This window comes from Maricaulis sp., assembly GCF_017642925.1.
In the GTDB taxonomy this organism is placed as follows: domain Bacteria; phylum Pseudomonadota; class Alphaproteobacteria; order Caulobacterales; family Maricaulaceae; genus Maricaulis.
Map to the genome: position 1 here is coordinate 16,578 of NZ_JAEPOL010000014.1, position 16,047 is coordinate 32,624.

Annotated in this window: 14 protein-coding genes; 9 read left to right on the plus strand and 5 right to left on the minus strand. The window is 65.8% G+C overall.

What is annotated here, in order from left to right; translation table 11 throughout:
• Window positions 1–69: 69 nt before the first annotated feature.
• Window positions 70–732 (plus strand): DUF502 domain-containing protein, encoded by a 663-nt coding sequence (locus tag JJ918_RS12280; protein ID WP_271186580.1) that lies wholly within the window; start codon window positions 70–72, stop codon window positions 730–732.
• Here the strand turns inward: JJ918_RS12280 and recG are convergent.
• Window positions 719–2,803 (minus strand): ATP-dependent DNA helicase RecG, encoded by a 2,085-nt coding sequence (gene recG / locus JJ918_RS12285; protein WP_291887685.1) that lies wholly within the window; start codon window positions 2,801–2,803, stop codon window positions 719–721. The genes JJ918_RS12280 and recG overlap by 14 nt on opposite strands.
• 77 nt (window positions 2,804–2,880) lie before the next feature.
• Here recG and JJ918_RS12290 point away from each other — a divergent pair, with 77 nt between their 5' ends.
• Both JJ918_RS12290 and mfd read left to right on the plus strand, forming a co-directional pair.
• Entirely contained in the window at window positions 2,881–3,174 is a 294-nt protein-coding gene (locus JJ918_RS12290; protein ID WP_291887688.1) for a succinate dehydrogenase assembly factor 2, read from the plus strand.
• 21 nt (window positions 3,175–3,195) lie between these two features.
• Window positions 3,196–6,687, plus strand: coding sequence for a transcription-repair coupling factor (gene mfd / locus JJ918_RS12295; RefSeq protein WP_291887691.1), 3,492 nt, complete (start codon window positions 3,196–3,198; stop codon window positions 6,685–6,687).
• A 130-nt stretch (window positions 6,688–6,817) separates the two neighbouring features.
• Here the strand turns inward: mfd and JJ918_RS12300 are convergent, their stop codons facing one another.
• Window positions 6,818–7,516 carry a helix-turn-helix transcriptional regulator gene (locus JJ918_RS12300; protein WP_291887694.1) on the minus strand — a complete coding sequence of 233 codons (699 nt, stop codon included), beginning with the start codon at window positions 7,514–7,516 and terminating at the stop codon, window positions 6,818–6,820.
• Between the two features lie 234 nt (window positions 7,517–7,750).
• Here JJ918_RS12300 and JJ918_RS12305 point away from each other — a divergent pair, with 234 nt between their 5' ends.
• Window positions 7,751–8,068 (plus strand): hypothetical protein, encoded by a 318-nt coding sequence (locus JJ918_RS12305; RefSeq protein WP_291887697.1) that lies wholly within the window; start codon window positions 7,751–7,753, stop codon window positions 8,066–8,068.
• Here the strand turns inward: JJ918_RS12305 and JJ918_RS12310 are convergent.
• Window positions 8,059–9,375, minus strand: coding sequence for a diguanylate cyclase (locus tag JJ918_RS12310; RefSeq protein ID WP_291887700.1), 1,317 nt, complete (start codon window positions 9,373–9,375; stop codon window positions 8,059–8,061). The two genes, JJ918_RS12305 and JJ918_RS12310, sit on opposite strands and share 10 nt — an antisense overlap.
• A 93-nt stretch (window positions 9,376–9,468) precedes the next feature.
• Here JJ918_RS12310 and JJ918_RS12315 point away from each other — a divergent pair, with 93 nt between their 5' ends.
• Window positions 9,469–10,557 (plus strand): CaiB/BaiF CoA-transferase family protein, encoded by a 1,089-nt coding sequence (locus JJ918_RS12315; protein ID WP_291887704.1) that lies wholly within the window; start codon window positions 9,469–9,471, stop codon window positions 10,555–10,557.
• A 4-nt stretch (window positions 10,558–10,561) separates the two neighbouring features.
• On the opposite strand, the gene JJ918_RS12320 is transcribed toward JJ918_RS12315, so the two are convergent.
• Window positions 10,562–11,782 carry a pentapeptide repeat-containing protein gene (locus JJ918_RS12320; RefSeq protein WP_291887707.1) on the minus strand — a complete coding sequence of 407 codons (1,221 nt, stop codon included), beginning with the start codon at window positions 11,780–11,782 and terminating at the stop codon, window positions 10,562–10,564.
• A gap of 340 nt (window positions 11,783–12,122) precedes the next feature.
• On the opposite strand from JJ918_RS12320, the gene JJ918_RS12325 reads away from it, so the two are divergent.
• Complete coding sequence (locus JJ918_RS12325) at window positions 12,123–12,374, plus strand: hypothetical protein (protein WP_291887709.1); 252 nt, start codon at window positions 12,123–12,125, stop codon at window positions 12,372–12,374.
• A 136-nt stretch (window positions 12,375–12,510) separates the two neighbouring features.
• On the opposite strand, the gene JJ918_RS12330 is transcribed toward JJ918_RS12325, so the two are convergent.
• Window positions 12,511–13,503 (minus strand): WYL domain-containing protein, encoded by a 993-nt coding sequence (locus JJ918_RS12330; protein WP_291887712.1) that lies wholly within the window; start codon window positions 13,501–13,503, stop codon window positions 12,511–12,513.
• An 87-nt stretch (window positions 13,504–13,590) separates the two neighbouring features.
• Between JJ918_RS12330 and JJ918_RS12335 the strand changes: the two genes are divergently transcribed.
• From JJ918_RS12335 to JJ918_RS12345, 3 genes are all read left to right on the plus strand, one after another.
• Window positions 13,591–14,490, plus strand: coding sequence for a YihY/virulence factor BrkB family protein (locus tag JJ918_RS12335; protein WP_291887715.1), 900 nt, complete (start codon window positions 13,591–13,593; stop codon window positions 14,488–14,490).
• Between the two features lie 78 nt (window positions 14,491–14,568).
• Window positions 14,569–15,273 (plus strand): CoA transferase subunit A, encoded by a 705-nt coding sequence (locus JJ918_RS12340; protein ID WP_291887718.1) that lies wholly within the window; start codon window positions 14,569–14,571, stop codon window positions 15,271–15,273.
• Window positions 15,273–15,932 (plus strand): CoA transferase subunit B, encoded by a 660-nt coding sequence (locus tag JJ918_RS12345; protein ID WP_291887720.1) that lies wholly within the window; start codon window positions 15,273–15,275, stop codon window positions 15,930–15,932. Before JJ918_RS12340 ends, JJ918_RS12345 begins: the two co-directional genes overlap by 1 nt.
• Window positions 15,933–16,047: the final 115 nt, after the last annotated feature.

The window sequence follows — 16,047 nt, forward strand, 5'->3', positions numbered from 1 at the left end:
TAGACTACCCTTGCTGCGGGGGAATCAGCTCATTTCACGCGCCTTGCGCCGTCCGGACACGGGAGTGCCATGTTTCGCTGGCTTCGCAACAGTTTCCTCACCGGGATCGTTATCGCAACCCCGTTGGGTGTGACGCTTTATCTGATCGTCGCATTCGTCGGCTTCGTCGACAATGTCGTCAAGCCGCTGATCCCGGCGCGCTACAATCCGGAAAACTATCTGCCCGGCGATTTCACCCTGCCCGGGCTGGGCGTGTTGATCGCGGTGGTGATCCTGACCCTGCTGGGTGCCTTCGCCGCCAATGTGTTCGGCCGGACGCTGATCAATCTGGGCGACCGGATCGTCGCCGGCGTGCCGCTGGTGCGCAATGTCTATGGCGCGCTGAAGCAGATCATGGAGACGGTGTTTTCCGGAAAGAGCAATTCCTTCAAGGAAGTCGTGCTGATCGAATACCCGATGAAAGGGCTCTATGTGGTCGCTTTCGTCTCGGCCAATGGCGACAATAATCTGAAGGAAAAGATTTCCGACGATGTGGTCGGCCTGTTCGTGCCCACAACGCCCAACCCGACTTCCGGCTTTCTGCTCTACACGCCCAAGAAGAACACCATCCCGATCGACATGTCGGTGGAAGAGGCGGCCAAGCTGATCATCTCCTTCGGCATGGTCACGCCGGACAAGCTGCCGCGCGATGTGCGCGCCACCCTGCCGCCGGAAATGTTCACCCGGACCTGAGCATGCGCACGCCCTGGTCCTGTTCAAACAGGTAGAGCAGGACCCGCAGGGCCTCGCCGCGATCGCCTGTCAGTTCAGGGTCCTGATGGACCAGCAGGCGGGCCTGGTCATTCGCTTCGGCGATCAGTTCGCCATGCGCTTCCATATCGGCGAGACGGAAGTCCGGCAGACCGCTCTGGCGCAGGCCCAGCGGATCGCCGGCGCCGCGCAGGCGCCAGTCCTCCTCGGCGATGCGGAAACCGTCATCGGTCTCGCGCATGGTCTCCAGCCGCGAGCGGGCCGTCTCGCCCAGCGGGCCCTTGTACAGGAGCAGGCAGGAGGAGGGCTTGTCGCCCCGGCCGACGCGTCCGCGCAGCTGGTGCAATTGCGCCAGGCCGAAGCGTTCGGCGTGTTCGATGATCATCACCGTGGCGTCGGGCGCATCCACGCCGACCTCGATCACCGTGGTCGCGACCAGCACATCCATTTCGCCATTGCGGAAGGCGGTGGCGGTGGCTTCTTTCTCGGCCGCCTTCATGCGGCCATGCAGCAGGCCGACGCGCTGATCCCCCAGTGCGGCCCGCAAATGCCGCCAGCGATCCTCGGCGGCAGAGAGTTCGGACTGTTCGGATTCCTCGACCAGCGGACACACCCAGTAGACCCGGTCGCCACGGCCGATCGCGCGGCGCACACCCTCCACCACCTCGTCCAGCCGCTCCATCGACACGAGCCGCGTTTCCGGCGGGATACGCCCGGCCGGTTTCTCGTCCAGGCGCGACACGTCGAGATCGCCATAGACAGCGAGCGACAGGGTGCGCGGGATCGGCGTGGCGGTCATCACCAGCGTGTCGGGCTTGTGCCCCTTGGCCGTCAGCCGCATGCGGTCGGAGACGCCGAAACGGTGCTGTTCGTCGATCACGACCAGGCCGAGATCGGCGAATTCGATGCCCTCCTGGAAGAGCGCATGGGTACCGCAGACCACATCCACTGTGCCGGCGGCCATGCGCTCCAGGATCTCCTTGCGCGCCGTACCCTTGTCCCGGCCGGTCAGGGCGATCACGGAAAGTCCTGCCGGTTCAAGCAGCTGCGCCAGGGTCTTGGCGTGTTGCCTTGCCAGGATTTCCGTCGGCGCCATGATCGCGGCCTGCGTGCCGGCCTCGGCGGCCTGGGCCGCAGCGAGGGCCGCGACGAACGTCTTGCCGGCGCCGACATCGCCGTGCAGCAGACGGGTCATCCGCTCGCCGGACTCCATGTCGGCACGGATCGCCTCGAAGGCCCGTGTCTGGGCGCCGGTCGGTGCGAAAGGCGCATTGTCGAGAATGGCCCGGACCTTTTCGCCGGTTCCTTTGAGCGCCCGGCCGGACTGGGCCTTGCGGCGTGCCCGCACCAGCTGCAGGGCGAGCTGGCGGGCAAACACCTCGTCAAAGGCAAGCCGCGCGCGCGCCGGATGCGACGGATCCAGATCGGCAGCGGATTCCGGCGCGTGCAACATGCGCACGGCCTGGCGGAAATCGGGCCAGCCCCTCTCGCCGCGCATGTCGTCCGGCAGCCATTCGGGCAGGGCAGGCACCATGGCCACCGCGCCGGACACCGCCTTGCGCATCGTCTTGCCGACAAGCCCGGCGGTGAGCGGATAGACGGGCTCGATCAGCGGCGTGCCGGTGGCTTCTTCCTCGGTCATCACCAGATCGGGATGCAGCATCTGGATTTCCGAGCCATAGCGTTCGCAACGTCCCGAGACGATGCGGCTCTCGCCCACGGGCAGGATGCGCTGCAGATAGTCGGGGCGGGCATGGAAGAAGACGAGATGCAGGAAACCTGTCCCGTCATACATGCGCACCTTGTAGGGCTGGCCCTGACGGCGGCCGGGCACATGTTCCTCGACCGTCGCGGTGAGGGTGACGATCTGGTCTTCCGGCGCATCGATCACACTGACCTGGCGCGACCGGTCGACGATGCTGGCCGGTTTGAGAAACACCACATCCTTCACCCGCGGCCCCGCCACCTTGGCGACAAGCGTGGCCAGCCGGGGGCCGATACCGGGCAGGGCGGTGACGTCCTGGAACAGGGGGAAGAGAATCTCTGGGCGCATCCTTATCTATCTTATCGGCAAGTTGCGCGGCTGCCACCGGTCGACGCGGGCTTTCAACGGGACTATATGCGCCCATCATGACCGATACGCTCGACACCCAACGCAAGAAACTGCGGATCCGCGCCTGGCGTCGCGGCTTCAAGGAAGCCGACCTGATCCTCGGCCGCTTCTGCGATGACAATATCGACAGCCTGGACAAGGCTGGCCTCGACGCGGTCGAGGCCCTGCTCGACCAGTCCGATCAGGATGTGTACGGCTGGATCATCGGGCGCGAGCCCGTTCCGGCCGAATTCGACACGCCGGTGATGGACCGGCTCAAGGCGTTCCGCGTCGATGCGGACGCAGCCTTCGGCGACGGGCCGAAAGCCTGATATTCGCGAGGCAGCGCAGACATGTCCGATATCGAGATGATCGCCCGCGCCCAAGGCCCGGCCACTGTCTGCGGTGCGCCGGAAGGCCTGGATGCGCTGATGCTGGCCGATGCCGGCCGTCTGCATGGCGGGTTGAGCGTCTTTATCGCACGCGACGATTCCCGTGCCGCGGCCTTTGCTTCTGCCCTCGACTTCTTCGCGCCTGACGCGGAAATCCTGCGCCTGCCGGCCTGGGACTGCCAGCCCTATGACCGTATTTCGCCATCGCCGCGTGTGGCGGCACGCCGGGCCGCGACGCTGGCCCGTCTGGCGGGTGGGCTGGGCAGCAAGCCGGTTTTCCTGGTCACCACGATCAATGCGATGACCCAGCGCTGTGCGCCGGTCGAGGTGCTTACCGGCGCAGGCATTGCGATCCGGCCCGGCGCCAGCGTCGATGTCGAAAAGCTCAAGCACCATTTCGCCGTCAATGGCTATGCCCGCACCGCCACGGTTATGGAGCCGGGCGATTATGCCGTGCGCGGCGGGGTGATCGACGTCTATCCGCCCGGCGCGCCGGAACCGGTCCGCCTCGATTTCTTCGGTGACACGCTGGAATCGATCCGCGCCTTCGATCCGGAAACCCAGCGCTCGACCCGCCAGATGGACGGCATATCCTTCACCCCGGTCAGCGAGGTCCTGCTGGACGAGGAGACGGTGTCGCGCTTCCGTTCCGGCTTCATCAAGACTTTCGGCGCGATCAAGGACGACCCGGTCTATGAACAGGTCAGCGCGGGCGCGCGGCCGGCCGGTGTCGAACACTGGCTGCCGCTGTTCTACGAACACCTGGCCACGCCGTTCGACTATCTGCCGGACAATACGCTGATCGGTATCGATCACCTGGCCCAGGACGCGCTGGACGAGCGGCTCAAACAGGTCACTGACTATTACGAGGCCCGCACCACGGTCGATGAGAGCCGGCATGAGAGCAGCCTGTCGGCCCCGACCTACCGGGCATTGAAGCCGGAAGCGCTCTATTTTGCCGAAGGCGACTGGACGAAGGCGCTGCAGGGCCGGGCGGTGCGCCGTTTCACGGCTTTCCGCGAGCCGGGCCCGCAGACCATCGATGCCGGCGGCAAGCAGGGCCGCGCCTTCACCGCCGAACGCGCCGCCCAGAATACGAATGTGTTCGATGCCGCCGCCGGCCATGTGCGCGACCTCTCCAGGGCCGGCAAGCGCGTTGTGCTGGCCTCCTGGTCCGGCGGGGCCTCGGAACGCCTCGCCAGCGTGCTGGGCGATCACGGGATTTCCGGCATCCGTGCCTGCGAGAGCTGGGCCGATGTGACCAGCCTGCCGGCTGCAGCCGTGGCGCGGGTCGTTCTGCCGCTGGAACGCGGTTTCGAGACCGACGAACTCGCCGTCATCTCCGAACAGGACATCCTCGGCGACCGTCTGGCGCGGCCGCGGCGGCGGCGCAAATCTGCGGACATCATCGTCGAGGCGGGCTCGCTGTCGCCGGGCGATCTGGTGATCCATGCCGATCACGGGCTGGGCCGTTTCATCGGTCTGAAAACCCTGCCGGTGCAGGACGCGCCGCACGATTGTATCGAGCTGGAATATGCCGGCGCGGCCAAGCTCTACCTGCCGGTCGAGAATATCGAACTCCTCTCGCGCTATGGCGCCGAGAGCGAGACGGCGCAGCTGGACAAGCTGGGCGGTGTCGCCTGGCAGGCGCGCAAGGCCAAGGCCAAGAAGCGCCTGCGCGACATGGCCGACCAGCTCATCAAGATCGCGGCCGAGCGCATGGCCCGCAAGGCCGACCCGATCGAACCGGCCAGCGGTATTTTCGACGAGTTCTGCGCAGCCTTCCCCTATGCCGAGACCGACGACCAGCTCAATGCGGTCGAGGATGTGTTCGGCGATCTGGCGCGCGGCCGGCCGATGGACCGGCTGATCTGCGGCGATGTCGGCTTCGGCAAGACCGAAGTGGCGCTGCGCGCCGCCTTTGTCGTGGCTATGTCCGGCCGCCAGGTCGCCGTGGTTGCGCCCACGACCCTGCTGGCCCGCCAGCACTACAAGACCTTCTCCGAACGCTTCCGCAACTGGCCGGTGAAAGTGCGGCAATTGTCGCGCCTGGTCGGTGCCAAGGAAGCCAAGGCCACGCGCGACGAACTCGCAGACGGCAAGGTGGAGATCGTCGTCGGCACGCACGCACTGCTCGCCAAGACGGTGAAATTCTCCGATCTCGGCCTGCTCATCGTCGACGAGGAGCAGCATTTCGGGGTGAAGCACAAGGAGCGCCTGAAAGAGCTGCGCACCGACGTGCACGTGCTCACGCTCACCGCGACGCCGATCCCGCGCACGCTGCAGCTGGCGCTGACGGGGATCCGCGACCTGTCCATCATCGCCACGCCGCCGGTCGACCGTCTGGCCGTGCGCACCTATGTCGCGCCCTTCGATCCGGTCTCGGTGCGCGAGGCCCTGTTGCGTGAGAAATATCGCGGCGGCCAGGCCTTCTTCGTGGTGCCGCGCATCACCGATCTCGACGAAACCGCCACCTTCCTGCGCGAAAGTGTGCCGGAAGTCTCCTTCGTCGCGGCGCATGGCCAGATGGCGGCGAGCCAGCTGGAAGACATCATGACGGCCTTCTATGAGGGCCGCTATGACGTGCTCCTGTCCACGACGATCGTGGAATCCGGCATCGATATCCCCACCGCCAACACGCTGATCGTGCACCGGGCCGACCGGTTCGGCCTGTCCCAGCTCTACCAGCTGCGCGGCCGGGTGGGGCGGTCCAAGACGCGCGCCTATGCCTATCTCACCACGCCGATGCGCCAGAAGATCACCGATGGCGCCGACAAGCGGCTGAAAGTCATGCAGTCGCTCGACAGTCTGGGCGCCGGTTTCACCCTGGCCTCGCACGATCTCGATCTGCGCGGCGGCGGCAATCTTCTCGGCGAGGAACAGTCCGGCCATATCAAGGATGTCGGCGTCGAGCTTTACCAGTCCATGCTGGAAGAGGCGGTCGCCTCGCTGCGCGGCGGCGGGGATGCCGAGGATGAGGGCGAATGGTCGCCGCAGATCAATGCCGGCGCCGCCGTCCTGATCCCGGACCATTACGTCCCCGATCTGGACGTGCGCCTGCAGCTCTATCGCCGCCTGTCCTCGCTGGACACCAAGACCGAGCGCGAAGCCTTCGCCGCCGAGCTGATCGACCGTTTCGGCCCGTTGCCGGGCGAGGTCGAAACGCTGATGCGTGTCGTGGCGGTGAAATCGCTGTGCAAGCATGCCGGTGTCGAGAAGGTCGATGCCGGCCCTAAGGGCGCCGTCATCCATTTCCGCGGCGACAAATTCGTCGATCCGCCGGCCCTGATCGAGCACATCTCCAAGAACCCGGCCCTGTTCAAGGTGCGGCCGGACCACAAGCTGGTCCTGCGCGCCGAATGGGATGCGCCGGAGGATCGCCTGCGCGCCATCGAGCGAGCCATGGCGCCACTGGCCGACATCGCCGCGCGTGCGAAGCAGGCCCAGGCCTGACGGGCCCGGGCCTGCTGAACTCATTCTGTTTTTCTCGGCTCCATCTCGTTTCCCCGGCCCTATCTCCTTTCCCCGGACTTGTTCCGGGGAAAGCGTTTTGGTCAGGTTGGCCCCTTGGAAAGCAGGGCGGTTACCGCCAGCGGAAGCTGATGAAGAAACAGCCCAGACTGCCCAGGAGAAACATCAGTCCGGGCACCAGGAACCAGCGCAGCGGGTTGGGTCGAGTGACAAGCGCGTGGTGGTTCAGCTGGAAATAACGCCGCCCGCCCTCGACCTCTTCGTAATAGCCATTGCCGCGATGCTGGTCTGTGGAGACATCAAGCTGATCAATCCGCTCGCGCATGGCGCGGATCTGATCGTGGCGGGGATGGTCGGCAGGAACCTCTGAGCGCACGACATCAAAGGCATTCGGACTTTCATCGAGCTGCAGGACTCCGTCGGAGCGATAGCGATAGAGATTTGCGTCCTGTGACAGATCGATGCGGGACAGGCCCAGCGCGCCGCCGCCCATCATCAGGAAGACCAGGCCGGCCAGCAGCCAGCCGCGTGTCAGGCGCAAGCGTCCGGCCTGTCCGGCCAGCACGGCGGCGCGCACTTCGCGGATTTCGCGCAGACGGTCGAGTTCGGCGGCCGAGACGCTTTCGCTGAGCTCGGCCGTATCGATGCCGAACACCTCGACAAGGCGCTCGAAGACATCGTCCGACGGGTAGGATCGCCCGGTTTCCAGCTTGGACAGATAGGATTGTTCGATCCGCGCCTTGGCGGCGGCCTCGGGCTGGGTCCAGCCTCTGTCTTCGCGCTTCTGGCGCAGATAGTCACCGAATTTCATGATCTTCCTCACGGTCTGGCCGCAGCGCATCTGCTCGGCTCGTTCCGGAAGTCTTGGAAAGTCCCGAACCGACTTGAAGAAGAATAACAAGGACTATCCGGGAAAGCGCAGGAATTTCTTGTGTTGCCGGCATCCGTTGGGGCGTCCGCTGCTGCCAGGGCTCCCCGGAACGGGGGAGAGACCGTTCTGCTGATTCCCGCGAGGCTGCGGCATCATCAAGCGGGGAGATGCGCGATGGACGCCTCGAAGGAAATTCTCACACCGGCCTTCCAGATCCTGACCGGGCTGAGCTTCATGCTGTTTTTGCTGGTCATGCTGCGGATACGCGCGGTGCTGCGCGGGGCCGGCGGCATGCTGCTGAAGCTTGCCATGCTGGGGATCCCGCTGGGCTTTCTGGTCCTGGCGCAGGCCGGGCGCGAATATTCGCTCGGCGGTGCAGCCGGCCTGCTGCTCGCGGCCGGTGGCTGTTTCTTTGTCAGCCTCGTCCTGATGGGTGGCGGAATGGTTCTGCTGGTGCGCGACGGCCCGGTCGGCGGCAAGCCTCAGGCCTGAGCGACGATCTGGGCCGGGCTCTGCAGGGCCCGTATTGCCCGCTCGACCAGGGTTTCCGCGGTCTCGCCGGTGCGCACCGGAACGGGCGCGGCCCGCACGGTCAGCCTGAAAGGATGCAGCGGATCCTCGCTCTCGAAAGCCGTGCATTCCGCGATCGCGGCGATCCGGGAGGCGACACAGTCAATGCCCGGCGCGTCCGTGAAGGGCAGGACGGCCAGGAAGACGTCGCTGGAGAAGCGGGCGGCAGCGTCCTCGGTACGCAGCAGGTGACGCAGCATTGCGGCAAACTGGCGGCGCGCCTTTTCGGCCGAGGCATCGTCGGGCCGTTCGCGGCCTTCCGGCAGCATGATCTGCAGGGCAATGAGCGCAAAGCTCAGCTCGTCGCGGGCCGACACGTTCAAAAGGTCCTGGATGTGTGACACCAGGAAGCCGGAATTGAACAGGCCGGTCTCGATATCCAGCGTGCGCGGATCGCGGCAGGCATCCAGCGCCGCCTTGGCCTGGCGCCGGCGCTTGCGCTCCTCGGTCAGGGTCAGGATGCGCTCGCGCAGCTCCGCATCGCCCGCGGAGGGTTCCAGAATGTCGGATACGCCGCGCGCAAAGGCTTCATCGGAGGTCTGGGCGTCGACGCGGTCGGCCAGCAGCACGACCGGGGTGTGGTAGAGCCGGGCATTGCGGCGCATGGCCGAGGAGATGGTGAAGGCGATCTCGCGCTTGCCGGTCGCATTCAGCACCACGGCGTCGAAGGGCCGCTCGTGCAGATAGTCGAAGGCGGAATAGGAGGAAAAGGCGGCGACGACATCGGCGCCGGCCTGTTCCAGCACATGCTGCAGCCCCATGAAGCGCGGCGAGGCATCGCCGACATAAAGTATGCTGGGCGGTGTGTCCTGGCGGTCCACCTGCGGACGGCCGCGGCCGTAGAGCGCGGTGACTTCGGCGCGGCGGGCGGCGACGATTTCCATCGCATGCAGGCGGAAGAGGGCGCGCAGGCGGGCCGCGATCTGTACGGCCGGCGCCGGATCGCGCAGCCAGGCATCCACCGTGTCGCGCGGGGCGAGACCGGCCGGTCCGACCACGAGTATCGGCAGGGCCTGGTCGGAAAAGCGTGCAAAGGCGCGCAGCCCGTCATCGATATCGTTTTCACATTCGGCGAGGATCACGCCGCCGGCCCAGTAGTGATGACGCCGGGCAGGCGGGCTGTCAGCCCGGACGATGCGGCAATTCAGGGCCAGCCGGCCCAATTGCTCCGCCAGTCCGTCCACGCGGCCGGATAGTCCGAATACAAGGACGTCGAGCGAGCGTCCCATTCGTCCCCCTGCCGATTTGAGCGCTGATGCCGTATTTCGCGAGTTTGTCACAAGTGCCACGCTTCTGGAACAAACGAATCAAAGGTTGGCGACATGAAACCCCAAGGACCTCTAAAAGGCGTTAAGGTAATTGAGTTTGTCGGACTGGGTCCGGCCCCTTTCTGCGCCATGATGCTCTCCGATATGGGCGCAGATGTGATCCGCGTCGACCGCAAGGGCGCGCTGGGCGGGGGGCATGCCGACGTTCTGGGCCGTGGCCGGCGCTCGATTGCGCTGGACCTGAAGGACGAGGCCGAGCTGGCCCTGTGCCGCGATCTCATCGGCAAGGCGGACATCCTGCTGGAAGGCTATCGCCCCGGCGTGATGGAACGCCTGGGCCTGGGGCCCGATGTGGCCCTGGCTGCCAATCCGGCCCTCGTCTATGGCCGCATGACGGGCTGGGGCCAGTACGGACCGCTCGCCCATGCTGCCGGCCATGACATCAATTATGTCGCCCTGTCCGGCGCGCTCGGCGCGATCGGCAGCAAGGAGCAGCCGGCCATCCCGCTCAACCTGGTCGGCGATTTCGGCGGCGGGGCGATGTATCTCGCCTTTGGCGTGCTGGCCGCGCTGCACCATGCGCGCACCGACGGGGAGGGTCAGGTGGTGGATGCGGCGATTGTCGACGGTGCCGTCTCGCTGATGGCCTCGCAGCACCAGCTCGCCGCGGTCGGCCTGTGGTCGCCGGAGCGCGGCCGCAACCTGCTCGACGGCGCGGCGCATTTCTACACCGTCTATGAATGCGCCGATGGCGGTCATGTGTCGATCGGCCCGCTTGAGCCGGAATTCTACGCCCTCCTGTGCACGAAACTGGGTGTCGATGCCCAGGCCCTGCCGGCCGACTGGTCGGGCCGCAACTGGGAGGAGGCGAGGCCGGTCTTTGCCGATCTCTTCCGTCAGAAGACCCGCGATGAATGGTGCGAGCTGCTGGAAGGCACGGATGTGTGTTTCGCTCCGGTGCTCAATTACGAGGAATCCGCGGCCCATCCGCACATGCGCGAGCGCGGCAGCTATGCCGAACCGGGCGGGGTGCGCCAGCCGGCCCCGGCGCCGCGCTTCTCCCGCACACCCGGCGCCATCCAGGGACCGGCGCCTGTGCCGGGCGCCGACCGTGAGGCGATTTTGGCTGATTGGGGAATATAGCCAGCTACCGGTCCAGCAGACGGTCGGTGCCCAGGGCGCCGGAGAGCGCATCCGGCGACAGCTGTGCACCGGCCATCCGCGCATAGGCGAGATCGGTGCCGGTCAGCCTCGCCTGTTCCAGATTCGCATCGCGCCAGTCGCTGTAGCGGCACTGGGCCTTGTCCAGCTGCACCGGCAGCACACGCCCGCCGCCCAGGGTGAGCGGCGTCAGCCGGGCGCCCGTCAGATCGGCATGGGTGAGCCAGGCACCGCTGAGATCTGCGCCGCGCAGATCGGCACCGGCAAGCTTGCAGCCGCGCAGATCGGCCCCGGCCAGGCGGGCGCCCTGCAATTCGCAGCCGCTGAGATCCAGCCCGGCCAGACAGGCCCGCGGTGCGCGCAGCGCAGTCAGGGCCCGCCCGGCGAGCGAGCCGGCAGGACGCAGGTCGAGGGCGGTGAAATCGACCGGCTGGCCGCTGGCGCTGCCGCGCACCTGCTGGATATGTTCGGTCAGCCGCGTCTCGGCCTCGCGCGCCGTCAGCACGCCGGCCGGTTCCGGGATGGGGCGGTCGGGATGGGCGCCGGTCTGCATGTCGCGCGTGACCGCCATGTCGAGCCGGGCGCCCTCCATGTCGCAGCCGCGAAGATCGGCGGCGGTCAGCGACGCGCTGGAAAAATCCGTTCCGGCGACCAGCGCCAGCGCGAAACGCGCGCCCTCCAGATCGCTGCGGCACAGGCGGGCTCCGGACAGGTTGGCATCCTCGAACCGCGTTTCGCGCGCCGAAACGCCGCTCAGCCGGGCCCCGGCCAGCGAGGCCCCGGAAAAGTCCGCATCGTCGAGCGTGCTGGCCTGAACCGTCGCCGGCTTGCCGTCATGGCCGGGCAGGGGGCGTTCGCGGAAATCCGCGCCGGCACAGCGCGCCGCGACAAGCCGGGCACCTGTGAGATCGCAGCCGCGCAGATCGGCACCCTCGAGCCGGGCGCCGACCAGACTGGCCTGACGCATCACGGTCCCGCGAAAGCCGGCACCGCGGCAGTCCGCCCCGTCAAATCGTGCGTCGGAGAGGTCGCTGTCGGAAAAGTCGGCATCGCGCAGATCGCAGCCGCTGAAATCCTGGCCGGCCAGGGCCGCGCCGCGGAAGACCGCACGCGCGCCGCCGGCTTCGCCCGTCAGGAAAGCTGTGTGCAGCCGGCACGAAGTTTCGATGCCGGCCCGGTCCCAGCTGCGGGATGCATGTGCGGTCAACGGTTCATCCGTGCGGCCTGAAACATGGTGTGCAACTGCGATACCCAAGCGCCCGCATGCTGGCAAGCGGCGGTGCCGGAGGCGACGGACATGAATGATGAATAGCGTTCATGTCGGGTTCAGCGGACCTTTGGCAATGTCCGTCTCGAGACCGGCGAACACCCTGTAGTCCCTCGCTCGTTTTCCGGTCTCGATATCGCTTAGATAGAACCGAAACGCCGGCTGCCCCCAACAGCCGGCGTTTCTTTGTTTCAGCAGGGCAAAACAGGGGTGACAGGTTTTGTCCTGGCGGCCTGTCAGAGTGATCTCCATCGAAGATGAACACGGATGGAGAGCCCCAATGGCCATCGCGATCAATGCCTATGTCGAAGGTGCAGGCGGCGTTCTGCGCAACATGGTCCCGCACCGTTTCCGCGACGGTTTCTTCCGCATGCAGCGCCCCGGCGACGATATCGACTGCCTGCACGTGGAAGACCTGCGCTCGGTGTGCCGCTATCTCAACAAGGGCTACCAGCTCGCCATGAGCTCGGCCGACGGCCACTCCATGCCCTCTTGGCAGCCGGCAGAAATGGTGCGCATCGCGGTGCGGTGACCTTCCAACGACCAACCGCCAGTTTCCCCGGATTTATTCTTTCCCCGGATTCATTCCGGGGCCTGCCAAAGCCTCAAGCGCACACTCAACCAGACCCCGGCACAAGGCCGGGGAAAACAGAGTGTACGGGCGCGCCCTAAGGCAGCCCCGGAAAGTCCCCGCGGCGATGGCCGGCGACCATGTCGGCCAGCGCTTTGGGCTCCAGTACCTCGACCTGGTCGCCCCAGGCATAGAGGTGCCAGCACATTTCCAGAAGACCGCTGGCACGGAAGCGCACGATCACCGAACCGTCCTCGAGCGTTTCGGTCGATTGCAGCGGGTGGAAACGGTAGCGCAGGGCGTGGGGCGCGGCGGCGGGGGTGAATTTCCAGACCACATCGCCGAACTCGGCCTCGTTCTGGAACACGCCGAAGGAGCGGTTGGCATAGGCTTCCAGGTCGAAGGCCTCGTCACGGGCGAACCAGTCCTGCGTCACCAACGCGCTCTCGATATCCTCGACCCGGTAGTGACGCATCACCGTGTCGCCGCGTTCTCGGTCGCGGCCGACCAGATAGCGCCGCGCGCCCAGCAGCAGGCCATAGGGTTCCACCCGGCGGGTCTTGGCGGCGCTGTCCTGGCGCCCGCGATAGGCGATCTCCAGTACGAAGGGGCCTTTCAGCGCCTCGGCAATGGCGCTGTCGATGCGCGGGTCCGAGGCCGGCTGCGGGCCGGGACGGGCGGCATGGCCCATGGCTTCCAGCAGCGCTTCCTCATCGGCTTCCAGCCCCGGGCGCCGCTTGTCGGGCATCAGGATCTTGATGGTTTCGCGCAACGAGCGCAGCTGCCCGGCCTCGCGGGTCAGGCCCTGGCGGTCCAGCGTCGTGCCGGCGAGTTCCAGCGCGGCGACCTCGTCAGCCGTGGGCGCAAAGAATTCCGCCACCCGGCGGCGCGGCACGCGCCAGCGCTTGTGGCCTTCGGCGTCGACATAATCCTCGGTGTCGGGGAAGACGCGCACCAGCGCATCGGTCATCCGCTGGGCGGTGCGGCGCACACAATCGAACTCCGCCTCGATCTCGTTCAGCGAGACGCCGGCATAGCCGCTGGCCATGCGCGCCAGCTGCAACAGTTCCACGGCCTTGGAAAACGCCATCGGGTTATCCTAGTTTCACGGGCAAGCGGGGCAGCCTGGACACGACTGATTCCGTTTTCGTGCGGCAGAGGGCCCGTTTGGCAGGCAATGTTCAAGTCCATTCGCAAACACATTCCGGACTCGCATCCGGTGATCGACGTGCTGACGATCGTCATCAAGGCGGTCAGCCGGTCGATGGCGCGCGACGTGATGCTGTTCGCCGGCGGCGCCTCCTATTTCGGCATGCTGGCCCTGTTTCCCGCCATGGCGCTGGCCATGTCGGTCTATGGCCTGACCAATGATGTCTCCGATGTGGAAGCCCAGATCGCGCGCTTTGCCGGCATCATGCCGCAGGGCGCCCAGGATTTCGTGCTGAACCAGATGGCACGGCTTGCCGTGGCGCCGATCTCGGCGCTGTCGGTGAACGGGGCCATTGCTCTGGCCATTGCCCTGTTTGCCGCCTCGCGCGGGGTGAAGGCGGTGATCGCCGGGCTCAATCATCTCGCGGAAGACCAGGACATCCGCAATGTCATCCATTTCAACATCCTGGCGATGGGATCCGTGCTGATCGGCGGGATGATGCTGACCCTGGCCAATCTGGCCGTGCTGGCCATCCCGGTCCTTCTGCGCAAGGTGTTCGTGCTTCTGGGGCTGGAGCCTCTCGATTTCGGGGGACTCGTGAATGAATGGACCGCGGCCGCCCTGGTGATGTTCGTGGCGCTGGAACTGCTCTACCGGATGACGATGCGCCGCCGGTCCGAAGCCGTCAGCTGGCGGGCCTCCACGGTCGCGGCCCTGGTGTCGACCGGTCTCTGGCTGGGACTGTCGAAAGGTTTTTCGCTCTATGTCGGTCAGGTGATCGATTTTGGCGTCTACGGGTCACTGGGCGCCCTTGTCGTCTTCCTTCTGTGGATTTATTGGTCGGCCTATGCGGTGTTCTTCGGTGGCGCGCTGGCGATCGAGATCGACGCCCGTTACGGCACGCGCCGGGACCGGACCACAGGCTAGGCAGGCGAGGCGGCTGGATTTCTGCTGCGCCCGCGATATAAACATGAACCAGTTATCAACTTTGACGCAGAGGTCTGCATGAAAAAGGTATATCCTGACGCCAAGGCGGCCCTGGACGGCCTCGTCTTCGATGGCATGACGTTGATGGCGGGCGGGTTCGGCCTGTGCGGCATTCCGGAAAACGCCATTGCGGCCCTGCACGCAGCCGGCGTGAAGGATCTCACCGTGATCTCGAACAATTGCGGGGTCGACGGTTTCGGTCTGGGCATCCTGCTCGACGCCAAGCAGATCAAGAAGATGGTCTCGTCCTATGTCGGCGAGAACAAGGAATTCGAGCGGCAATTCCTGTCCGGCGAGCTGGAGCTGGAATTCAATCCCCAGGGCACGCTGGCCGAGCGCATCCGCGCCGGCGGTGCGGGCATTCCGGGCTTCTTCACCAAGACCGGCGTCGGCACGATGATCGCGGAAGGCAAGGAACACCGCGAATTCGACGGCGAGACCTATATCATGGAAACCGGCCTGACCGCCGATGTCTCCATCGTGAAAGCCTGGAAGGCGGACCCGGAAGGCAATCTCGTCTTCCGCAAGACCGCCCGCAATTTCAACCCGATGATGGCGACGGCCGGCAAGGTGACCATCGCCGAGGTCGAGGAAATCGTCGAACTGGGCGAACTCGATCCGGACCAGATCCACACGCCCGGCATTTTCGTGCAGCGCCTGTTCAAGGGCGAATTCGAAAAGCGCATCGAACAGCGCACCATCCGCGAAAGGGAGAGCGCATAATGGCCTGGACACGCGACGAAATGGCGGCCCGCGCCGCCCAGGAACTGGAAGACGGTTTCTACGTCAATCTCGGCATCGGCATCCCGACCCTGGTGGCGAACTATATCGGGGACGATATCGACGTCACCCTGCAGTCGGAGAACGGCATGCTGGGCATGGGGCCTTTCCCCTATGACGACGAGGTCGATCCCGACCTGATCAATGCCGGCAAGCAGACCATCACCGAGCTGCGCCGCACCTCCTATTTCTCGTCCGCCGACAGTTTCGCGATGATCCGCGGTGGCCATATCGACATTTCGATCCTGGGCGCGATGGAAGTGTCCGAGACGGGCGATATCGCCAACTGGATGATCCCGGGCAAGCTGGTGAAGGGGATGGGCGGCGCCATGGACCTGGTCGCCGGCGTCAAGCGCGTCGTGGTGATCATGGACCACGCCAACAAGGCCGGCGAGCCCAAGCTGCTGAAGACCTGCACCCTGCCGCTGACCGGCCAGGCCTGTGTCGACCGCATCATCACCACGCTCGGCGTGTTCGATGTGAAGGGCGATCATCTCGAACTGATCGAGCTGGCTCCGGGGGTCACGCTGGACGAGATCAAGTCGAAGACCGAAGCGAGCTACACAGTCTCGCCGCAGCTGAAAGAACACGCGACGGCCTGAACCGGCCTGACCTGACGCAAAAGTAATCAGCGCTAACTTGTTGACCTGCAAGGCGGCTCACCAAAGTGTGAGCCGCCTTTACAAGGTTTAATCCTGCCCCCGCACCGCAGTGCTA